We start from the raw sequence: 20,198 nt of genomic DNA on the forward strand, positions 1-20,198 counted from the left end.
GCGTTGACTTTTGGCACGCTGTTGAGTTCTCAAGGAACGGACGCTTCCTTCGGACCGCCTTCCAGCGGACCCTCCGGGCTTCGTTCTTTCGTGTTCCCAGCTTATCAGATGTTTTCCGCTCCGTTTCCGGGGCTTCGTTCATCCAACTCGCCGGTGTCTTCCGGGGCTTGACGCCCTGTCCGACGTTTCAAACTCTAGCCGATCCCCGCTCCGAAAAGCGAATCCGGCCGCAATCCGATAAAACGAACACGCCGAATAAGAACCGAGCCGCGACGCACAAATGCAGACGCAACCCAGCCCGAACCTGGGAAGTGGTGTTTCAGAGGATTGGCCGCCCCGGGACCGTCCGCGCCGATGCGTGTCCGGTGCTCCCTGCCGAGCGACTAGAGAACACTACGCCTGTCCGGCGCCGGAGGCAAACCGGTCCCGGGGACGGTCCGGGTGCAGAGCGCCCGGCCGGGTTTCACGTACTCGCCGTTGGGGTGGTCGTTGCCGGTGACCCACTGGTGGGCGGTGGTTTCGTCGCGGCCGCCGGCGCGGTGGCGGCCGAGCAGGCGCTCCTCGCGGACGGCGTCGTCGGTGTGGACGTACCAGAGTTCGCGCAGCAGGCGGCGGGCGTCCGGCCAGGGGGAGTCGGCGGAGGCGAGGTAGTTGCCTTCGGTGATGACGAGCCGGCTCTGCGGGCGGACCACGTGGCGGGCGGCGACCGGTTCGTCCAGGGTGCGGTCGAAGTCCGGGACGTAGATGTCCTGGAAGCGGTCGGCGGCGATGCGGCGCAGCAGGGCGACGTAGCCGTGGGCGTCGAAGGTGGCCGGGGCGCCCTTGCGGTGGGTCAGACCGAGGCGGTCGAGCTGGGCGCCGGAGAGGTGGAAGCCGTCGAGCGGGACGTAGGCGGCGGTGCCGGGTCCTTCGGCGCGCTCGACCTCGGCGACCAGGTGGCGGGCCAGGGTGGACTTGCCGGCGCCCGGCGGGCCGGCAAGTCCGAGGATCGTACGGGCGTTGCTGCCCTGGCCGCGGAGGAAGCCGAGGGCGAGGGCGGTGAGGCGGTCCTCGTTCATGGCCGCACCTTACTCACCGGGTGTCCGCGGAACCGGGCGTTCGATGACGCTGCGGTCAGCGGGGCCGCTCGGCCAGCGCGGGCAGGTCCAGGGTGAGCGTGCCGGCGTCGGCGTCGAGCAGGGCGGGGACGCCCAGCGGGACGGTGAGGGTGGAGGGGCAGTGTCCGAACCCCAGTTCCCAGAGCACCGGTATGCCGAGCCCACCGAGCCGGTCGAGCATCAGCTCGCGGATCCGCTCGGGCCGCCCGCAGCCCTCCCAGGAGCCGAGGGCGATGCCGGCCACGCCGTCGAGGGCGCCGGAGCGCAGGAACTGGGTGAGGAGGCGGTCGAGCTGGTACGGGTGTTCGTTCACGTCCTCGAGCACGAGGATGCTGCCCGCGTACGTGGGTCGGGCGGCGGGAGTGCCGCGCTCGGCGGCGAGGACATGGGCGCATCCTCCGGCGGTGACACCGCGGGCCCGGCCGGGGATGAGCGGTGCGGCGGTGGCCGAGGTGAGGACCGTGGTCGTGGCGGGGTCGAAGAGGGTGCGGCGCAGGTGTTCGGCGGTGGGGCCGTCGGAGATGAAGGAGCCGGCGGCGGCCATCGGCCCGTACAGGGTGGCGAGGCCGAGGCGCTGGGCGAAGGCCTCGTGCAGGGAGCTGACGTCGCTGAATCCGATGAAGGGCTTGGGTGCGGCGGCGCGCATCGCCGTCCAGTCGAGCAGGTCGACCATGCGGTGCACGCCGTAGCCGCCGCGGGCGCAGATGACGGCGTCGACGGTGGGGTCGAGCCAGGCGTTCTGGAGGTCGGCCGTGCGGTCGGCGTCGGTACCGGCGAGGTAGCCGAGGGTGGGGTGGGTGTCGAGGACGTGCGGGGCGACGGTGACCCGCAGTCCCCAGGAGTGGAGGATCGCGCAGCCGGCGGTGAGGCGTTCGGAGTCGATCGGGCCGCTGGGGGCGACGACGACGATGTGGTCGCCGGGGCGCAGGTGCGGCGGGCGGGTCAGCCCCTGGCCGGGTGTGGTCGGGTTCTGGTCCATGGGCCGGGCCGCCTTTCGGGCGCGGGAGCGGGGTAGGGCACGGGCGGCCGCGGTGTGGTCGCGGCCGCCCGGTGACGATATGCCCTCGCATCGTCACGCCGATGTCTGCGGGTCGGCGCCCAAGGGGCGGCACCCGCGAGACGCGGCCCCGCCGGGTGATGGCCCTTCAGATCACCGCGCCCATCACCTCTCGGACCTCCGCCAGGGTGGCGTCCGCGACGGCGTTGGCGCGTTCGGCGCCGTCGCGCAGGACCTGCCGCAGGTGGCCGCGGTCGGCGGCGAGTTCGGCGCGGCGGGCGCGCAGCGGGCGGAGGTACTCGTTGACGGACTCGGTGACGACGCGCTTGAGCACGGCGGCTCCACCGTCGCCGATCTCCTCGGCGACGGCCTCGGGGGCGCGGTCCTGGCAGAGCGCGGCGAGCAGGACGAGGCTGGACACCTCGGGCCGGTCGACGGGGTCGTAGCCGATGCGGCGGTCGGCGTCGGTCCTGACGCCGCGGATGATCCGGGCGGTCTCGTCCTCGGTGGCGCCGAGGGCGACGGCGTTGCCCCGGCTCTTGCTCATCTTTCCGCCGTCGGTGCCGAGCAGCATCGGGGCGTCGGAGAGCAGGGCCTGCGGGCGGGGGAAGACGGCGCTGCCGTCGGCGTGCGGGTAGCGCTCGTGGAAGCGGCGGGCGATGGTGCGGGCGACTTCGAGGTGGGGCAGCTGGTCCTGGCCGACCGGGACGAGGTCGGCCTTGCAGAAGAGGATGTCGGCGGCCTGGTGGACGGGGTAGGTGAACATCAGTCCGCTGACGGCGGACTGGCGGGAGTGGGCGATCTCGTCCTTGACGGTGGGGTTGCGGTTCAGTTCGGCGACGCTGACCAGGCTGAGGAACGGCAGCAGCAGCTGGTTGAGGGCGGGGACGGCACTGTGGGCGAAGATCGTGGCCCGCTCGGGGTCGAGGCCGGCCGCGAGGTAGTCGAGGACGAGGTTCTCGGTGTGCTCGGCGAGCCGGTCGGCGAGGTCGCGGTCGGTGATGACCTGGTAGTCGGCGACCACGACGAGAATCTCGACGCCCTGGTCCTGCAGCCGGACGCGGTTGCGCAGGGTGCCGAAGTAGTGGCCGAGGTGGAGCGGGCCGGTGGGGCGGTCCCCGGTGAGGACGCGGTGGGCGGTCGGGTCGTCGATGAGCGCGGGATCGGCGCCGGCAGCGGCGGCGGTAGCGGCGCCGGGCTCGGCCACGGCAGTGGCGGCGGCGGCGGTGGCAGCGGCTGCGGCGGCGGCTGCGGTGTCGGCAGTGGCGATGGTCTCGACGGTCACGGTTTCTCCTCGGTACGGCGGTGGTGGCGGCCGTCCGGGGCGAGGGGCCCGTCCCGCGGGAGAGCGGGGAAACGCAACAGGGCCGTCCATCCCGGACGGCCCTGGTCGGGCGAGTGCTGGTGGCCGTCCTAGGACGGCCACCAGCACAGGCCCACGAAGCGCTTCATGCGCTCAAGATTAGCGTCGTTCCACCACCAGCGCGGGGGTTTCCTTGCGCAGCGTCTCGCCGCGGAGGAGCTCCGGCCGCACCAGGCCGTAGCCGGTCATCAGCGCGGCGCCGAGCAGCCTCAACTTGGAAGCGATCGCCGCACTCAAGCCGGACCTCATCCTCGGTCGCCAACTGCGCACCCAGGACCAGTACGCGCAACTGTCCAAGATCGCCCCGACCGTCTTCTCACTGCGCCCCGGCTACCCCTGGAAGCAGAACTTCCTGCTCAACGCGAGCACGTTCGGCCTGGAAGCCGAGGCCAAGACGCAGCTCGACGACTACCAGGCGGCGGCCACCGCGATCGGCGCCAAACTCGGCGACATGTTCGGCGACAAGCGGCCCACCATCACGCCGCTGCGCCTCATGCCGGGCCGCACCCGGCTCTACGCCAAGCCCTCCTTCAACGGCACCATCCTCACCGACGTGCCGCTGCCGCAGCCGCAGATCGAGCAGGTCAAGGAGCTCGCGGTCGAGGTCAGCCCGGAGCAGATCGACAAGGCCGACGCCGACTGGATCTTCTACGGCGTGTACGGCAGCCCCGGTTCGACCAACCAGGACGCGATGCTGGGCGGCGCCCTCGGGAAGACGCTCGGAGCGGTCAAGTCCGGTCAGGCCCGGCCGGTTTCGGACGAGACGTGGTTCCTCGGGCTCGGCGTCATGGCGGTGAACGCGGTGCTCGCCGACCTCAAGGGGCTTGTCGCACCCGGCAGTTGATCTGGCATCCCCGGAAGGGGCGAGGTGGCGCGGCCGTGACACCGCGGACGTGGCGCCACGGCGGTGCGACGACGGCGTGGTGGTGATCCCTTGGTGGCGCCTTGGTGGTGCCTTGGCGATCTCACGACGATCTCGCGACGGTTGCCGAAGTGATCTCACGATGATCTCCGCAGGGGTCCCCCAGTGATCCCCCAGTGATCCCGCAGCGGGCTCGCGATGGTCCCGCGGTGGTCTCGCGCACACCGCCGGGTTCGGCGCTTGGAGCTGGTCGCGCGGTGCGGGAGGATCGTCGAGACCGTCCCCCGAAGGGCCCGCCGATGACCTCGCTCCACCCCGCCCCGACCGATCCGTCCTTGCCCGGCCCGCCGGGGGACAGCGCCGGATCCCCACCCCCACCCGCCGTACCCGGGACGGCCGCCACGGCCGCCCCGATGTGCTCGATCGCGACCGCCGCCGAGGCCGGCGCGTCCGCGTCCGGTTCCTCCGGCGGGGTGATCCGCCAGGGCTCCCTCTCCCGTCACGACTCGGTGCCGCAGCCGCGCAGCCGGGACGACGCGGATGCGTACGTCCTCCCGGCAGCAGCCCCCGCGACGGATCACTCCACCACGGACGGCGATCCGACCGCGGCGCGCCTCCGGGCGGCGTTCGCCGAACGGCTGCGGGCCGCACGCGCCCAGGGCCGCTCGGTCGCCGAGCTGGCGGCCGCGTGCCGTCGGCCGGTCGCGGAGGTACGGGCGCTGCTCGGTGAGGCGGCCGGGGACGGTGCGGATACGTTCGCGCCCGCGCCCGTCCGTGACCACGGCCAGGACGGGGAGGCCGGAGGCGGGACCGAGACCGACGGCGGTGCCGAGGTCGGCGGGGAGGCTGAGGCCGAGGTCGGGTTCGTCCGTTTCCCGCCGGTCACCGCGGCGGAGGGCGGCCTGCCCACGCGGGCGGCGCGTCCGGTACGAGAAGAGCTGTGGCCCATGGGGTCCCGGCGGCCGTCGCCCTCGCGCCGACTGCGCCGGATGCACCCGCAGGCCACCCCGAGCGGACAGGAGGCGACCGCACGGGAGACGGCCGCGACCGGCCCGGCCGGCGTGGGCCTCCCGGGTGCCGCCGCGTGGACGGGTGAACTCGCCGGTACGGCAGGGACGGTGGCGGATCGGGTGCCGTTCGGGGCCGGCACCGCGACCGCGATCACCCCCGACACCGGTGCCGACGCCGGCGCCCCCGGCACCGAGGCGCCGCACGCCGAACCACCGCGTGCCGAACCACCGCTCGGGATCCTGATCGGCGGCAGCCCCGGTCAGCCCGAGGCTGTCGGCCGGCCCGAGGAGAGGGCACCGGTCCGGGTGGTGGCCGAGCCGATCCGGGTCGGGCGCGGCACCAGCCTGGTGGTGCTGCCCTCCTGGCGCCCCGCCATCGCCGTCTCGGTGTCGACCGAGCAGCTGCTGTACGCGACCGGGCTCGGCTTCGAGCAGCTCGCCGACGCCCGGCTGACGGTGCTGATGAACCCGAGCGCGCTGCACGACCGGGAGCTGGAACTGCACGGTTGGGAGCCCGGTCCGGCCAGGCGCGGCCGGCGCGGCGGGCGGTCCTGAGGCAGTCCTCGGGCCGGTTCCCGAACCTGGGTCGACGGCCGGCGGTGGGCGGGTTGGAGGCCGGCGGCTATCGGTCAGCGGACCACCGGGGCGTTCGGGATGTACCCGAGGTCGACGGGCACCGGCGGGCGTCCGTCCACGGCCCAGCCCTGGCGGACGGAGTCCAGCAGTTCCGGCAGCCGGGGCGGCCACAGCGCGTCGGCGTTCTCGTCGGCGAGGTCGGCCGGGGTCCACCAGCGCCAGTCGAGGATCCGGTCGACGGCGTGCACCGCGCTGACGTCGCCGACCGGGCCGCGGTGCGGTCCGCCGGTGAGGTAGATGTGCTCGTGCTGGCGGACCGGGGTGCCGTGCCAGGTGAAGTCGTGTTCCCAGGTGCAGAGCAGCGGGCCGGGTTCGAGGTCGGTCCAGCCGGTCTCCTCCCCCAGCTCGCGCCGGGCGCCCTCCCACGGGGACTCGCCCGGTTCCAGTCCGCCGCCCGGCATGGTCCAGTGGACGCCGACCTCGTCGTTGTCCGAACGGAGCAGGAACACCGAGCCGTTCTCGTCCAGGACCACCGTGCGGGCGGCCTGCCGGGGCACGCGCTTGTGGGGGCGGAGCAGATTGCGCATCGGATTTCGCATCGGATCACTCTCGCAGCGGCCGCCGGGGGCGTCGAGCGGATTCGACACTCCGGTCCGGCGGACGAGAGCTCCGAACCGCCCGGCGCGGCGCGGGACCTGTCCGTTCGCCGTACCCTGACGGCCATGCCCGTACCCGCGATCATCTTCCCCGCCGATCCGCTCAACCCGCGCCGGCCCGATCCGCACTTCGCCTGGGAGGCCAGGCTGCTGCGGGAGTTGGGCGGCGAGCACCACCTGGTCGACCACGACGCGCTGCTCGCCGGGCAGGCCGAGGAGGCGGTCCGGCGGGTGCCGCAGGACAGCGGCCCGCTCTGGTACCGGGGTTGGATGCTCCCCTCGGCCCGGTACGCCGACTTCGCCACCGCGCTCACCGCCCGGGGCGGCAACCTGCTGACCAGCGCGCCCGGTTACGCGGCGGCGCACGAACTGCCCGGCTGGTACGGCGTGTTCGAGGGGGCGACCCCGGCCAGTGCGTGGATCCCGTCCGACGGGCCGGTGGCGCCCGACCCGACGGAGCTGGCGGCGGCCGTGGCCCGGCTCGGCGGGAGCGGCCCGGCGATCGTCAAGGACTACGTGAAGTCGCGCAAGCACGAGTGGCACGAGGCCTGCTATGTACCCGAGTTGGCAGACCTGCGGGCCGTCGGCCGGGTGGTGGAGCGGTTCGTCGAGCTGCAGGGCGAGTTCCTGGCCGGCGGGGTGGTGCTGCGGCGGTACGAGGAGTTCGAGCGCGCCGCCGGTGCCGCGGAGGATGCCGAGGGCCAAGCGGGCGACGGCCCGGGTACGGGCGGGCGGCCGGATGCGGGCGACGGACCCGGTGCGGGCGGGCGGGCCGTCGAGGCGCGGGTGTGGTGGCTGGACGGCCGGCCGATCCTGGTCGGACCGCACCCGGACGCCCCGCGCCGGAACGTCGAGCCCGACCTCACCGACGTCCGGGCGCTGGTCCGGACGCTCGGCTGCCGCTTCATCACCACCGACCTCGCCAGCCGGGCCGACGGCTCCGGCTGGCGGGTGGTCGAGGTCGGGGACGGACAGGTGAGCGACCTGCCGCGGGGCATCGACCCGTCGGGATTGCTGACCTCGCTGATCGCCGCCTGACGGCCCATGCGTGCCGGGCCGTCAGGCGGATTCGGGGCGGGCGGCCTCCCGGGCGGGCGGCCTCCCCAGGCAGGCAGCCTCCCCCAGCGCAGGCAGCCTCCCGTGCGAGCGGCCCCCGGCCTGGCGGCCTACCCGGCGGCGACGGTCTCGACCGCCGGGTGGCCGTCCGCGATGAACGCCTGCCAGAGCCGGGCGTACGTGCCGCCCCGGGCGAGCAGTTCGGTGTGGGTGCCGTCCTCGACCACCCGGCCGTGGTCCAGCACGATCACCCGGTCGGCGCGCTCGGCGGTGGTCAGGCGGTGGGCGATGACCAGGGTGGTGCGACCGCCGCTGAGCCGGTCCGCGGCGTGGTTGACGGCCGCTTCGGTGGCCAGGTCGAGCGCCGCGGTGGCCTCGTCGAGCAACAGGATGTCCGGGTCGACCAGTTCGGCCCGGGCCAGCGCGATCAGCTGGCGCTGGCCCGCCGAGAGGTTGCGGCCGCGGCCGGCCACCTCGTGGTCGTAGCCGCCCGACAGCCGGACGATCATGTCGTGCGCGCCGACCGCCCGGGCCGCCGCCTCCACCTCGGCGGCCGATGCGTCCGGCCGGCCGTACGCGATCGCCTCGCGGACCGTGCCCGCGAACAGGTAGGCCTCCTGCGGTACCACGCCCAGGCGGTGGCGGTACTGCGCCAGGTCGTAGCGGGTGAGGTCGACCCCGTCGACCCGGACGGTGCCCTCGGTCGCGTCGTAGAACCGGGCGACCAGCTTCACCAGCGTCGACTTCCCGGCGCCGGTCTCGCCGACCAGCGCCACCGTCTGCCCGGCCGGGATGTGCAGGTTCACGTCGGCCAGCACGGTCGGGGCGCCGTCCGCGCCGCCGTTGTAGGCGAAGCCGACCCCGTCGAAGTCGATCTCGCCGCGCAGCCCCTTGGGCACCGGAACCGGGTCGGCCGCCTGGGCCGTGGTGGTCGGGGTGCGCAGCAGCTCGCCGATCCGGCCGAGGCCCACCGAGGCCTGCTGGTAGCCGTCGAAGACCTGGGACAGCTGGTTGACCGGCGCGAAGAACAGGTCGATGTAGAGCAGGTACGCGACCAGCGCGCCGACCGTCAGCGTCCCGGCGTCGACCCGGGCCGCGCCGACGATCAGTACCAGCGCGGCCGCCACGCTGGAGAGGAACTGGACGAACGGGAAGTACAGCGAGATGTACAGCTGCGCGCGGACCCGGGCCTCGCGGTAGGCGATGCCGCGCGCCACGAAGCGGTCGGTGTTGGTGTCCAGGCGGCGGAAGGCCTGGACGATCCGCATGCCGGCCACGTTCTCCTGCAGGTCGGCGTTGACGGCGCTGATCAGGTCACGGGAGCGCTCGTACTGGTCCTTGGACTTCCTGCGGAACACCAGCGTGGCGATGACCAGCAGCGGCAGCACGGCGAAGACCACCAGGGCCAGGCCGGCGTCGATGATCAGCAGGGCCGCGAAGATCCCGGCGAAGGTCAGCAGGCTGACCACGGCGGTGACCATGCCGGTCTGCAGGAAGGACGTCAGCGAGTCCAGGTCGGTGGTCATCCGGGTCATGATCCGGCCGGTCAGCTCACGCTCGTAGTAGTCCAGGCCGAGCCGGTTGAGGTGGGCGAAGATCTTGAGCCGGAGCGTGTAGAGGACCCGCTCCCCGGTGCGGCCGCTGACCCGGTTCTCGGCGCCCTGCACCAGCCAGTCCAGCAGCACCACGACCAGCGCGGTGAGCGAGGCCACCGCCACCCCGGACATCAGGCCCTTGCGGACACCCTCGTCGATGCCGTGCCGGATCAGCACCGGCAGGACCAGGCCGGCCGCCGCGTCCAGGGCGACCAGCAGGAGGGCGATGAGCAGCGGGGCGCGGAAGGGGCGCAGCAGGCGGCTCAGGGCGAAGTCGGAGTCGCCGGCCTCCGCCTCGGTGCGGGAGACGGCCGGGGTGTCGGTGGCGGGCGGGAGGGCGGCGACCTTGGCCAGCAGGTCCGGGTCGGCGGTGCGGGCGGCCTTGGCCAGGGCGGGGGTGGGGAGGTCGGGGACGCTCGGGGCGGGCTGCGGTCCGGCCTGCGCCTCGCTCTGCGGTCCGGCCTGCGGTTCGGTTTGTGCCTCGGCTCGTGCTTCGGCTTGCGCCTCGGCTCGGGCTTCGGTCTGTGCTTCAGCCGGTTTCCCGGTCGGCGTCGCGGAGGCGGGGTGCTGGGTGGCGCGGCCCGCCTCCGGGTCGGTGATCAGGGCCCGGTACTGGGGACATCGGGCCTCGAGTTCCTCGTGCGTCCCGATGTCCAGCAGCCGGCCGCGGTCGAGGACGGCTATCCGGTCGGCGAGCTGGAGGGTCGACCGGCGGTGGGCGATCAGCAGCGTGGTGCGACCGGTCATCACCGAGCGCAGCGCGTCGTGGATCTCCGCCTCGACCTGCGGGTCCACCGCCGAGGTGGCGTCGTCCAGCAGCAGGATCCGGGGGTCGGTGAGGATCGCCCGGGCCAGGGCGATGCGCTGGCGCTGGCCGCCGGAGAGAGTCAGGCCCTGCTCGCCGACCTTGGTCTCGTAGCCGTCCGGGAGCTCGCGGACGAACTCGTCGGCTTGGGCGGCGCGCGCGGCGGCGACGATCTGCTCGTCCGTGGCGTCCGGGCGGCCGTAGGCGATGTTGGTGCGGACCGACTCGGAGAAGAGGAAGCTCTCCTCGGGGACGATGCCGACCGTCGCGCGGACCGAGTCCAGGGTGAGGTCACGCAGGTCGTGGCCGTAGAGGCGGACGGTACCGGCGGCCGGGTCGTAGAAGCGGGGCACCAGCTGGGCCACCGTCGACTTGCCCGAGCCGGAGGCGCCGACCACGGCGAGGGTCTCGCCGGGGGCCAGCTTCAGGCTGAGGCCGTGCAGGACGGGGGCGGGGTGCTCGGGGTCGTAGCGGAACTCGACCCGGTCGAACTCCAGGGCGACGTCGGGGGTCCGGGGGCCGACGGTGGCGCCGTGCGCGGTGTCACCCTGTCGGGTGGTGCCGTGCGGGGAGCCGTCCTGCTGCCGGGTGCCGTCCTGTTGCCGGGTGCCGCTCTGCCGCGCGGTGCCGTCCTCCGCGAGATCCAGGGTGAGCGCGTCCGGGCGCTCCTGGACCAGCGGGCGCTCGTCGATCAACTGCAGGACGCGCTCCACGCCCGCCCGGGCCTGCTGGCCGACCGTGATGATCATGGTCAGCATCCGCACCGGGCCGGTCATCTGTGCGACGTACGTCGAGAAGGCGACGAAGGTGCCGAGCGTGACCCGGCCGTCGACCGCCAGCCAGCCGCCGAAGGCCAGAACGGCGACCTGGGCGAGGGCCGGAACCGCCTGCATCGCCGGGTTGTAGCGGGCGTTGAGCCGGATCGAACGCAGCCGGGCGGCGAACAGGTTGTGGGAGGCCTGCTCCAGCTTGTCCAGCTCCTGCGCCTCCTGGCCGAAGCCCTTGACCACACGGACGCCGCCGATCGCGCCGTCCACCACGCCCGCGACCTCGGCCGCCTCCTGCTGGGCGGCCCAGGTCGAGGGGAACAGGCGCTTGCGGCTGAACGCGGAGACCCACCACAGCGCGGGCGCCATGACCAGGGCGACCAGGGTGAGCGGCGGGGACAGCCAGACCATCACGACCAGCGACATCCCGAACATCAGCAGGTAGCCGGTCATCATCGGCACCATCGAGAGCAGGCCGTTAACCAGCTGGAGGTCCGAGGTCGCGCGCCCGACCACCTGGCCGGTGTCCAGCCGGTCCTGGCGGTGGCCGTCGAGCCGGCCGAGCGAGCGGAACAGGTCGCTGCGCAGGTCGTGCTGGACGTCCAGGGCGAGCTGGCCGCCGTAGTACCGACGGACCTGGGTGCAACCGAAGACCACGGCGGCGGCCACCAGCAGCACCACTGCCCAGGGGGTCAGCGAGCGGGTGTGGGCGATGATGACGTCGTCGATGATCAGCTTGGTGACCAGCGGCACCAGCGCGGTGACGGCCATGCCGAGGAGTGAGGCACCGAAGGCGAGCAGCAGGCTGCGGCGGGACCGCCAGCTGTAACCGACCAGGCGGCGCAGCCAGCCGGCGGGCTCGGTGCGCCCGTCGGTGGCGTCCGCTCCGGTGGCGTCCCCTCCGGTGGCGTCCGCTCCCGCGGCGTGCTCGTCGACGGGGACCTCCGGGGTCGTCGGACCGGCCGGTGTGCCGCTCGGGGATTGCTCCACCGTGGATCCGTGAGTCTCAGGCATATTTAGGGATGCTAACCATTTCGTCGAGTGGCCGCCACGACGTTTCCGACCCGGGTGGGTTCGGGGCGGGTCGAAACAGCCCGGATCGTCCGGTCCGGTGGACGGGGCAACAGCCTGCGGCCGACGGAGATTCCCGATCGGACCTCCGCACGGCCGGCATGGACCACCGCCCGCATCCAGGATCACCCACCGCCCGTCGAACGCCCAGCGGCCGGGGGTGGGCCGGCCCCGTTCTTTCGGCCTAGGCCTCCGGGCGGGGAGTGAGCGCGGGACTCGCCGCTCGCGGGCTCGCTCAGCCGCTCGCGGAAGCCGAGCCCGGGGTGGCCGCGTCCGCGGCAGCCGAGCCCGCGGTGGCCGCGTCCGCGGCAGCGGCGAACGCGCCGTGGGCGAGGGTGTGCAGCAGGGCGGCCATTCCGTCGCGCTGAAGACCGGACCGTTCGCCCTGGCCGGGGTGCGAGCCGAGGCTGTGCGGGGTCGAGTTGATCAGGCCGAAGACGGCGTGCACGGCGGCACGCGCCACCGGCTCGGCGGCGGGGTCGGCCAGCGGCGGGTAGGCCTGCCGGACCACGTCCACCCACAGCTCGACGTAGCCGCGCTGGAGCCGGCGGACGGTGCGGCGGTCCTCCTCCTTGAGGTTCAGCAGCTCGCGGTCGTGCAGCGTGATCAGGTCGCGGTCGTTCAGGGCGAAGTCGACGTGGCCGCCGATCAGCGCGTCCAACGCGGCGGCCGGACCGTCGCCACCGCCCGCCCGGCGGCGCCCCTCCTCCAGCAGGCGCTCGCTGATGCCGATCAGCAGGTCGGCGAGCATCGCGTCCTTGCCGGCGAAGTGACGATAGAGGCCGGGGCCGCTGATCCCGACGGCTTTGCCGATCTCGTCCACGCCCACGCCGAGGAAGCCCCGGGCGGCGAACAGCCGGGCGGCCTCCCGGCGGATCTGGTCGCGGCGTGGGAGCGCGGAGGCTGCGGGGACGTTCGGCATGCCGCCCATCGTAGACAGTCGGGTTATCGGCCGTTAACCTGGGCGGCGTAAGTTAACGTTAATTAACGTGGGATTCCAAGGGCGCACCACATCCGGCGCCCACCTGGTGCCGAGGGCAAGGGAGCTCTTGGGAATGGTCATCTCAACCGCCGGTGTACCCACCGGCGTCCCGTTCAGCGCAGCGAACGGCACCGGAGCGGTGCCGACAGCCGTACCGCCCGGGGCCGCCGCACCGGCGCCCCGGCTCGGCACCGCCGTCGACCCGGGCTCCGCGGCCTACCGCGCCAACACCGACGCGCACCAGGAGCTGGTCGCCGAGCTGCGCGCGAAGCTCGACGCGGCCGCCCTGGGTGGCGGCGCCAAGGCCCGCGCCCGGCACACCTCGCGCGGCAAGCTCCTCCCCCGCGACCGGGTGGACACCCTGCTGGACCCGGCCTCGCCCTTCCTGGAGCTGGCCCCGCTGGCCGCCGACGGAATGTACGACGGGGCGGCGCCCGCGGCCGGGGTGATCGCCGGCATCGGCCGGGTCGCCGGACGCGAGGTGGTGGTGGTCGCCAACGACGCCACCGTCAAGGGCGGCACCTACTACCCGATGACGGTGAAGAAGCACCTGCGCGCCCAAGAGGTCGCGCTGGAGAACCGGCTGCCCTGCGTCTACCTGGTGGACTCCGGCGGCGCCTTCCTCCCCATGCAGGACGAGGTCTTCCCGGACCGCGACCACTTCGGCCGGATCTTCTACAACCAGGCCAGGCTCTCCGCCGCGGGCATCCCGCAGATCGCCGCGGTGCTCGGCTCCTGCACGGCCGGCGGCGCGTACGTCCCGGCGATGAGCGACCAGGCCGTGATCGTCCGCAACCAGGGCACGATCTTCCTGGGCGGTCCGCCGCTGGTGAAGGCCGCCACCGGCGAGGTGGTCACCGCCGAGGAGCTGGGCGGCGGCGACCTGCACTCCCGCACCTCGGGCGTGACGGACCACCTGGCCGAGGACGACGCCCACGCGCTCTCCATCGTCCGCACGATCGTCGCCGGCCTCGGACCGCGCGCGGCCAAGCCCTGGCCGCTCACCCCGGTCGAGCCGCCGGCGGTGGACCCGGCGGGCCTGTACGGGGCTGTCCCGGTCGACCCGCGCACGCCCTACGACGTGCGCGAGGTGATCGCCCGGCTGGTGGACGGCAGCCGCTTCGCCGAGTTCAAGGCCGAGTACGGCGCGACCCTGGTCACCGGCTTCGCCCGGATCCACGGCCACCCGGTCGGCATCGTCGCCAACAACGGCGTGCTGTTCTCCGAGTCCGCCCTCAAGGGCGCCCACTTCATCGAGTTGTGCGACCAGCGCGGCATCCCCCTTCTCTTCCTGCAGAACATCACCGGCTTCATGGTGGGTCGGCAGTACGAGGCGGGCGGCATCGCCAAGCACGGCGCCAAGATGGTCAACGCCGTCGCCTGCACCCGCGTCCCGAAGCTGACCGTGGTGATCGGCGGCTCGTACGGAGCCGGCAACTACTCGATGTGCGGCCGGGCCTACTCACCCCGCTTCCTGTGGATGTGGCCGGGCGCCAAGATCTCCGTGATGGGCGGTGAGCAGGCGGCCTCCGTCCTCGCCACAGTTCGCCGCGACCAGCTCGAGGCGCACGGCGAGCAGTGGCCGGCCGAGGCGGAGGAGGAGTTCAAGCGCCCCGTCCGCGAGCAGTACGAGCGCCAGGGCAACGCCTACTACGCCTCCGCCCGGCTCTGGGACGACGGTGTGATCGACCCGATGGACACCCGCACCGTCGTCGGCCTCGCGCTCACCGCCTGCGCCAACGCCCCGCTGGCGCCGCCCGCCCCGTACGGCGTCTTCCGCATGTGATTCCTCCTCATGGCGCCCCTGCGTTCGTGACCCCTCCCTTCCGGGTGTGACGTCCACGGCGCCGGTCCGGAACCGGGCCGGCGCCCGACCGCCCGCCACCTCCTTCGTACGGCTCCCCTCGACCCGGAGGAACGCCTCCCATGTTCGACACAGTTCTGGTCGCCAACCGCGGCGAGATCGCCCTCCGGGTGATCCGCACCCTGCGGCGGCTCGGCGTCCGCTCGGTCGCCGTGTTCAGCGACGCGGACGCCGACGCTCCGCACGTCCGCGAGGCGGACGTCGCGGTCCGGCTCGGCCCGGCCGACCGCAGCGACAGCTCGGCGGCCGAGACCTACCTGCGGACCGACCAGATCCTCGCCGCCGCCCGCCGCACCGGCGCCCAGGCCGTCCACCCCGGCTACGGCTTCCTCGCCGAGAACGCCGGCTTCGCCCGCGCCTGCGCCGACGCGGGCCTCGTCTTCATCGGACCACCTCCCGGTGCGGTCGAGCTGATGGGCGACAAGATCAACGCCAAGGAGGCCGTCCGGGCCGCCGGCGTCCCGGTGGTCCCCGGCAGCCAGGCCACCGCGCCCACCGACGAGGAGCTCGTCGCCGCCGCCGACGAGATCGGCTACCCCGTGCTGCTCAAGCCGTCCGCCGGCGGCGGCGGCAAGGGCATGCGCCTCGTGCGGGACCGGGCCGACCTGCCCACCGAGATCGCCGCCGCCCGCCGCGTCGCCCGCACCGCCTTCGGCGACGACACCCTGCTGCTGGAGCGCTGGGTCGACCGGCCGCGCCACATCGAGGTGCAGGTGCTGGCCGACGCCCGCGGCACCACCGTCCACCTCGGCGAGCGCGAGTGCAGTCTGCAGCGCCGCCACCAGAAGCTGATCGAAGAGGCTCCCTCCGTTCTCCTCAATGCCGAGACCCGCGCCGCGATGGGCGCCGCGGCCGTCCGCGCCGCGGAGTCCTGCGGCTACACCGGGGCCGGCACCGTGGAGTTCATCGTCCCCGGCATCGACCCGGACGCCCCCGCCTCCGCCACCGCCGACGACGGGGTGCGGGACTTCTTCTTCATGGAGATGAACACCCGTCTCCAGGTGGAACACCCCGTCACCGAACTCGCCGTCGCCGTCGGCCCCGACTCGACCCGGCTCGACCTGGTCGAGTGGCAGCTGCGCGTCGCCGCCGGTGAACCGCTCTCCTTCACCCAGTCCGACATCTCCTTCCTGGGCCACGCCATCGAGGCCCGCATCTGCGCCGAGGACCCGGAACGGGACTTCCTGCCCACCGGCGGCCGCATCCTCACCCTGGACGAGCCCCGGGGCGAGGGCATCCGCGTCGACTCCGGAGTCGCCCCCGGAACCGTCGTCACCAGCGCCTACGACCCCATGCTCGCCAAGGTCATCGCGTACGGGCCCGACCGCCCGACCGCGCTGCGCCGGCTCCGCGCCGCGCTGGCCGACACCCGCATCCTGGGCGTCACCACCAACACCGGGTTCCTGCGCCGGCTCCTCGCACACCCCGAGGTCGTCGCCGGCCGACTGGACACCGGTCTGGTGGAGCAGACCGCCCAGCAGCAGCCGGCCCTGCTCACCGCGCCGTACTCCCCCGTCAACGCGAGCGCCCCGGCCGAGGCCGCGACGCCCGCCCACCCCGGGAACGGGACCGACGCCGCAGCGGCCGAACCGCCGTCGCCCGCCCACCTCCTCTACTACGCGGCCGCGCTGGCACGGCACCTGGAACTCACCCCGACCGCCACCACCGGCGGCTGGACCGACCCGTTCTCCCTTCCCTCCGGCTGGCGCCTGAGCGGCACCCCCGCCTGGACCACCCACCGACTCCGTACCCCCGGCCAGGATCCGGTCTCGCTGCGCATCCGTTCGATCACTGCGAGCAACGTAGTCGATGCCACTGACAATTCCGCCGGGCTCACCCGCGAGGTGGAGCTCCGGCTCGGCGACGGCCCGGTGCACCGGGCCCGCGCGACCCTGGCCGGCGACCGGCTGCACCTGACCGTCGACGGCCTGCAGACCACGTTCTCGCTGGCCACCGACGCCACCCCCGGCCTCGCCGCCGGACCGGTGACCTGGCTCGGCATCGAGGGCGACGCCTGGCCGCTGCACGCCTACGACCCGGTCGTCGAGAGCGCCGCCGGGGCCGGCGCCCACCACGGCGCCCTGACCGCCCCGATGCCCGGCACCGTCACCGTCGTCAAGACCACGGCGGGCGAGACGGTCCGCAAGGGCCAGCCCCTGCTCGTGCTGGAGGCCATGAAGATGGAACACGTGATCGCCGCACCGCACGACGGCGTGGTGGCGGAACTGCGGGCCACCGCCGGCGCCACCGTCGCCATGGAGGACCTGCTGGTCGTGGTCACCCCGGTCGAGGAGGCCCCGACCGGGGGACCCGCGGCCGGAGCGGCCGCCGCCCCCGCCGAGCCCGCGGAGGTGCGGTCATGACCACCCCCGCCCCCGCCCACGAGCCCGACGCCCTCGACCTGGGCCTGCCCGACCCCGTCCGCGCCCCCGGCCTGCCCGAGGAGGTCCGGATCCACGAGGTCGGTCCGCGCGACGGCCTGCAGAACGAGAGCGCCCTGGTGCCGGTCGAGGTCAAGGCCGAGTTCATCGCCCGGCTCGCCGCCGCCGGCCTGCGCACCGTCGAGGCCACCAGCTTCGTGCACCCGAAGTGGGTGCCGCAGCTGGCCGACGCCGAGGAGCTGATGCCCAGGCTCGCCGACCTGCCGGAGCGCCACCCCGGCCTGCGGCTGCCGGTCCTGGTGCCCAACGAGCGCGGCCTGGACCGCGCGCTCGCCCACCGCGCCGGCGACATCGCGGTGTTCGCCAGCGCCACCGAGACCTTCGCCCGCCGCAACCTCAACCGCTCGGCGGACGAGGCCATGGCGATGTTCCGCCCGGTCGTGACGCGGGCCACCGAGGCCGGGGTCGCGGTCCGCGGCTACCTCTCGATGTGCTTCGGCGACCCGTGGGAGGGGCCCGTCCCGGTCCCGCAGGTGGTGCGCTACGGCGTGCAGCTGCTGGAGATGGGCTGCTCGGAGCTGAGCCTCGGCGACACCATCGGCGTGGCCACCCCGGGCCAGGTGAGCGCCCTGCTGACCGGCTTCGCCCGGGCCGGGGTCCCGGCCGACCGGCTCGCCGTGCACTTCCACGACACCTACGGCCAGGCGCTCAGCAACACCCTGGCGGCGCTGCGCGAGGGCGTCACCACGGTGGACGCCTCGGCGGGCGGCCTGGGCGGCTGCCCGTACGCGAAGAGCGCCACCGGCAACCTGGCCACCGAGGACCTGGTCTGGATGCTGCACGGGCTCGGCATCCGGACCGGCGTGGACCTGCGCGCCCTGGTCGCGACCAGCGGCTGGATGGCCGAGCGCCTCGGCCGCCCCAGCCCCTCCCGCACCGTCCAGGCGCTGCTCGGCGCCGCCCGGGGCTGACCGCCCCGCCCCCGTTCCGGCGCCGGCCGCGCCCCGTACGATCCGGCCGGCGCCACGCACCACGCCCGTCCCGCACCGCTCATCCCTCAATCACACCGTGCGACCGTCGGATCGTCAGACGGACGCCCGGTCGTCCCGTTCACGCCCGCGGCCGGCCCGGCCGGGCATCAGGAGGATCATCACCATGCTCGACCACCGGATCAGCAGCGAGTACGAGGAACTCCGGCGCACCGTCGCCGAGTTCGCCCAGGACGTGGTGGCGCCGAAGATCGGCGAGCTCTACGAGCGGGAGGAGTTCCCCTACGAGATCGTCCGCGAGATGGGCCGGATGGGGCTCTTCGGCCTGCCCTTCTCGGAGGAGTACGGCGGCATGGGCGGCGACTACTTCGCCCTCGGCCTCGTCCTGGAGGAGCTCGCCCGCGTCGACTCCTCGGTCGCGATCACGCTGGAGGCCGCCGTCTCGCTCGGCGCGATGCCGATCTACCGCTTCGGCACGGAGGCGCAGAAGCGCGAGTGGCTGCCCCGGCTGACCTCCGGCGAACTCCTCGGCGCCTTCGGCCTCACCGAGCCCGAGGGCGGCTCGGACGCCGGGGCCACCCGCACCACCGCGCGGTACGACGAGACCACCGACGAGTGGGTCATCAACGGCACCAAGTGCTTCATCACCAACTCCGGCACCGACATCACCGGTCTGGTCACCGTCACCGCGCTCACCGAACCGATCGCTCGTTCGAGTGAAGAAGGCGAATTCCGCTCGCCCACGCGGGAGATCTCCTCCATCATCGTGCCCACCGGGACCCCCGGGTTCCAGGTCTCGAAGAAGTACTCGAAGGTCGGGTGGAACGCATCCGACACCCGCGAACTGTCCTTCACCGACTGCCGCGTTCCCGCGGCCAACCTGCTGGGCGAGCGTGGCCGAGGCTACGCCCAGTTCCTGCGGATCCTCGACGAGGGCCGCATCGCGATCGCGGCCCTGGCCACCGGCCTGGCCCAGGGCTGCGTCGACGAGTCCGTGAAGTACGCCGGCGAGCGCCGGGCCTTCGGCCGGCCGATCGGCGCCAACCAGGCCATCCAGTTCAAGCTTGCCGACATGGAGCTGCGCGCCCACACCTCCCGCCTGGCCTGGCGGGACGCCGCCTCCCGGATGCTGCACGGTGAACCGTTCAAGAAGGAGGCCGCGATCGCGAAGCTGTACTCGTCCGAGGCCGCCGTCGACAACGCCCGCGAGGCGACCCAGATCCACGGCGGGTACGGCTTCATGAACGAATTCCCGGTCGCCCGATTCTGGCGCGACAGCAAGATCCTGGAAATCGGGGAGGGCACGTCCGAGGTCCAGCGCATGCTCATCGCCCGGGAGCTCGGCGTCACCTCGTGACCGCACGCTGGTGACCGGCGCGGTCGCAACGGCACCTTCGTGACCGTCACGTCGCCGTCGCGGTCGTGACCGTCACGGTCGTGGTCGCTGCGGTCACGTCCTGAGCCGAGCCCTCCGGGTCAACGCCCCGCTCCGCAACCGGTGTTGCGGAGCGGGCCACGGCGGAGGAGGCAACAGGAGGAGACGACCGGAACAACCCTCGGGCGAACCCCTCAGGGGATCACGATCACCGGGCGGTTGGCCCGCCGCGCCAGCCGTCCGGAGACCGAGCCGAAGATCTTGCCGAGCAGGCCGTGCGTCGTGCCGACGACGATCGCGTCTGCGGCGTACTCGCGGCCGACCTCCTCGATCTCGTGGCAGATGTCGCCACCGCGCTCGATCAGGATCCACGGCACCCCGGCGAGGAAGTCCGCGCAGGCGAGCTCCAGGCCGAGGACCTCGGTCCGGTGGTCGGGGAGGTCGACGAAGACGGGAGGTTCACAGCCTGCCCAGACCGTGGCGGGCAGACGGTTGGCGACGTGCACGATCACCAGGCCGCACTGCGAACGGCGCGCCATCCCGACCGCGTAGGCGAGGGCGCGCTCGCTCGACAGCGAGCCGTCGAAGCCGACCACCACACCGTGCTGGAACGTCGGGTCGAGAGACGGCGCGGAAGTGTCCTGCGCCGAGGGCTCGGTGCGCCCGCCGAACGCGTCGGCCGCGCCGGAGGCCGCCTCGGGACGCTCCGCGCCCGGGCCCAGGCGGCCCGTCACCGGAGACGCAGGGTCGGC

The 20,198-nt window shown here is 73.5% G+C and carries 15 protein-coding genes; 7 read left to right on the forward strand and 8 right to left on the reverse strand.

The window, feature by feature from the left end; translation table 11 throughout:
* Positions 1-383: 383 nt before the first annotated feature.
* The 4 genes from ACZ51D_RS23665 to ACZ51D_RS23680 all read right to left on the reverse strand — a co-directional run bounded on the left by ACZ51D_RS23665 (position 384) and on the right by ACZ51D_RS23680 (position 3,694).
* A complete protein-coding gene (locus ACZ51D_RS23665; RefSeq protein WP_465663465.1) occupies positions 384-1,058 on the reverse strand; it encodes a nucleoside/nucleotide kinase family protein in 675 nt (224 codons plus the stop codon).
* Between the two features lie 55 nt (positions 1,059-1,113).
* Positions 1,114-2,076, reverse strand: coding sequence for a S66 peptidase family protein (locus ACZ51D_RS23670; protein ID WP_465620597.1), 963 nt, complete (start codon positions 2,074-2,076; stop codon positions 1,114-1,116).
* 166 nt (positions 2,077-2,242) lie between these two features.
* Positions 2,243-3,379, reverse strand: a complete 1,137-nt coding sequence (gene trpS / locus ACZ51D_RS23675; RefSeq protein ID WP_465663466.1) for a tryptophan--tRNA ligase — start codon at positions 3,377-3,379, stop codon at positions 2,243-2,245.
* A 177-nt stretch (positions 3,380-3,556) separates the two neighbouring features.
* On the reverse strand, positions 3,557-3,694 hold the full coding sequence (locus ACZ51D_RS23680; protein WP_465620595.1) for a hypothetical protein: 138 nt from the start codon (positions 3,692-3,694) through the stop codon (positions 3,557-3,559).
* On the opposite strand from ACZ51D_RS23680, the gene ACZ51D_RS23685 reads away from it, so the two are divergent.
* Both ACZ51D_RS23685 and ACZ51D_RS23690 read left to right on the forward strand, forming a co-directional pair.
* A complete protein-coding gene (locus ACZ51D_RS23685) occupies positions 3,672-4,301 on the forward strand; it encodes an ABC transporter substrate-binding protein (RefSeq protein WP_465620593.1) in 630 nt (209 codons plus the stop codon). The genes ACZ51D_RS23680 and ACZ51D_RS23685 overlap by 23 nt on opposite strands.
* A 317-nt stretch (positions 4,302-4,618) precedes the next feature.
* Entirely contained in the window at positions 4,619-5,884 is a 1,266-nt protein-coding gene (locus ACZ51D_RS23690; protein ID WP_465663467.1) for a serine/threonine-protein kinase, read from the forward strand.
* A 74-nt stretch (positions 5,885-5,958) separates the two neighbouring features.
* Here ACZ51D_RS23690 and ACZ51D_RS23695 read toward each other — a convergent pair whose 3' ends face one another.
* On the reverse strand, positions 5,959-6,504 hold the full coding sequence (locus tag ACZ51D_RS23695; RefSeq protein WP_465620589.1) for an NUDIX hydrolase: 546 nt from the start codon (positions 6,502-6,504) through the stop codon (positions 5,959-5,961).
* A gap of 123 nt (positions 6,505-6,627) precedes the next feature.
* Between ACZ51D_RS23695 and ACZ51D_RS23700 the strand changes: the two genes are divergently transcribed.
* Positions 6,628-7,599, forward strand: coding sequence for an ATP-grasp domain-containing protein (locus tag ACZ51D_RS23700; RefSeq protein ID WP_360497201.1), 972 nt, complete (start codon positions 6,628-6,630; stop codon positions 7,597-7,599).
* 128 nt (positions 7,600-7,727) lie between these two features.
* Here the strand turns inward: ACZ51D_RS23700 and ACZ51D_RS23705 are convergent, their stop codons facing one another.
* A complete protein-coding gene (locus ACZ51D_RS23705; RefSeq protein ID WP_465663468.1) occupies positions 7,728-11,798 on the reverse strand; it encodes an ABC transporter ATP-binding protein in 4,071 nt (1,356 codons plus the stop codon).
* Positions 11,799-12,090: 292 nt separating this feature from the next.
* Positions 12,091-12,777 (reverse strand): SACE_7040 family transcriptional regulator, encoded by a 687-nt coding sequence (locus ACZ51D_RS23710; protein WP_465663469.1) that lies wholly within the window; start codon positions 12,775-12,777, stop codon positions 12,091-12,093.
* 133 nt (positions 12,778-12,910) lie between these two features.
* On the opposite strand from ACZ51D_RS23710, the gene ACZ51D_RS23715 reads away from it, so the two are divergent.
* From ACZ51D_RS23715 to ACZ51D_RS23730, 4 genes are all read left to right on the forward strand, one after another.
* A complete protein-coding gene (locus tag ACZ51D_RS23715; RefSeq protein ID WP_360497193.1) occupies positions 12,911-14,623 on the forward strand; it encodes a carboxyl transferase domain-containing protein in 1,713 nt (570 codons plus the stop codon).
* Positions 14,624-14,763: 140 nt separating this feature from the next.
* Positions 14,764-17,064 (forward strand): acetyl/propionyl/methylcrotonyl-CoA carboxylase subunit alpha, encoded by a 2,301-nt coding sequence (locus ACZ51D_RS23720; protein ID WP_465663470.1) that lies wholly within the window; start codon positions 14,764-14,766, stop codon positions 17,062-17,064.
* On the forward strand, positions 17,061-18,053 hold the full coding sequence (locus tag ACZ51D_RS23725) for a hydroxymethylglutaryl-CoA lyase (protein ID WP_465663471.1): 993 nt from the start codon (positions 17,061-17,063) through the stop codon (positions 18,051-18,053). The genes ACZ51D_RS23720 and ACZ51D_RS23725 overlap by 4 nt, the downstream gene beginning before the upstream one ends.
* A 184-nt stretch (positions 18,054-18,237) precedes the next feature.
* Positions 18,238-19,428 (forward strand): acyl-CoA dehydrogenase family protein, encoded by a 1,191-nt coding sequence (locus ACZ51D_RS23730; protein ID WP_360497184.1) that lies wholly within the window; start codon positions 18,238-18,240, stop codon positions 19,426-19,428.
* Between the two features lie 212 nt (positions 19,429-19,640).
* Here ACZ51D_RS23730 and ACZ51D_RS23735 read toward each other — a convergent pair whose 3' ends face one another.
* Complete coding sequence (locus ACZ51D_RS23735) at positions 19,641-20,180, reverse strand: universal stress protein (protein ID WP_465663472.1); 540 nt, start codon at positions 20,178-20,180, stop codon at positions 19,641-19,643.
* Between the last annotated feature and the right edge of the window lie 18 nt (positions 20,181-20,198).

This window comes from Kitasatospora sp. NPDC033851, from assembly GCF_055576085.1.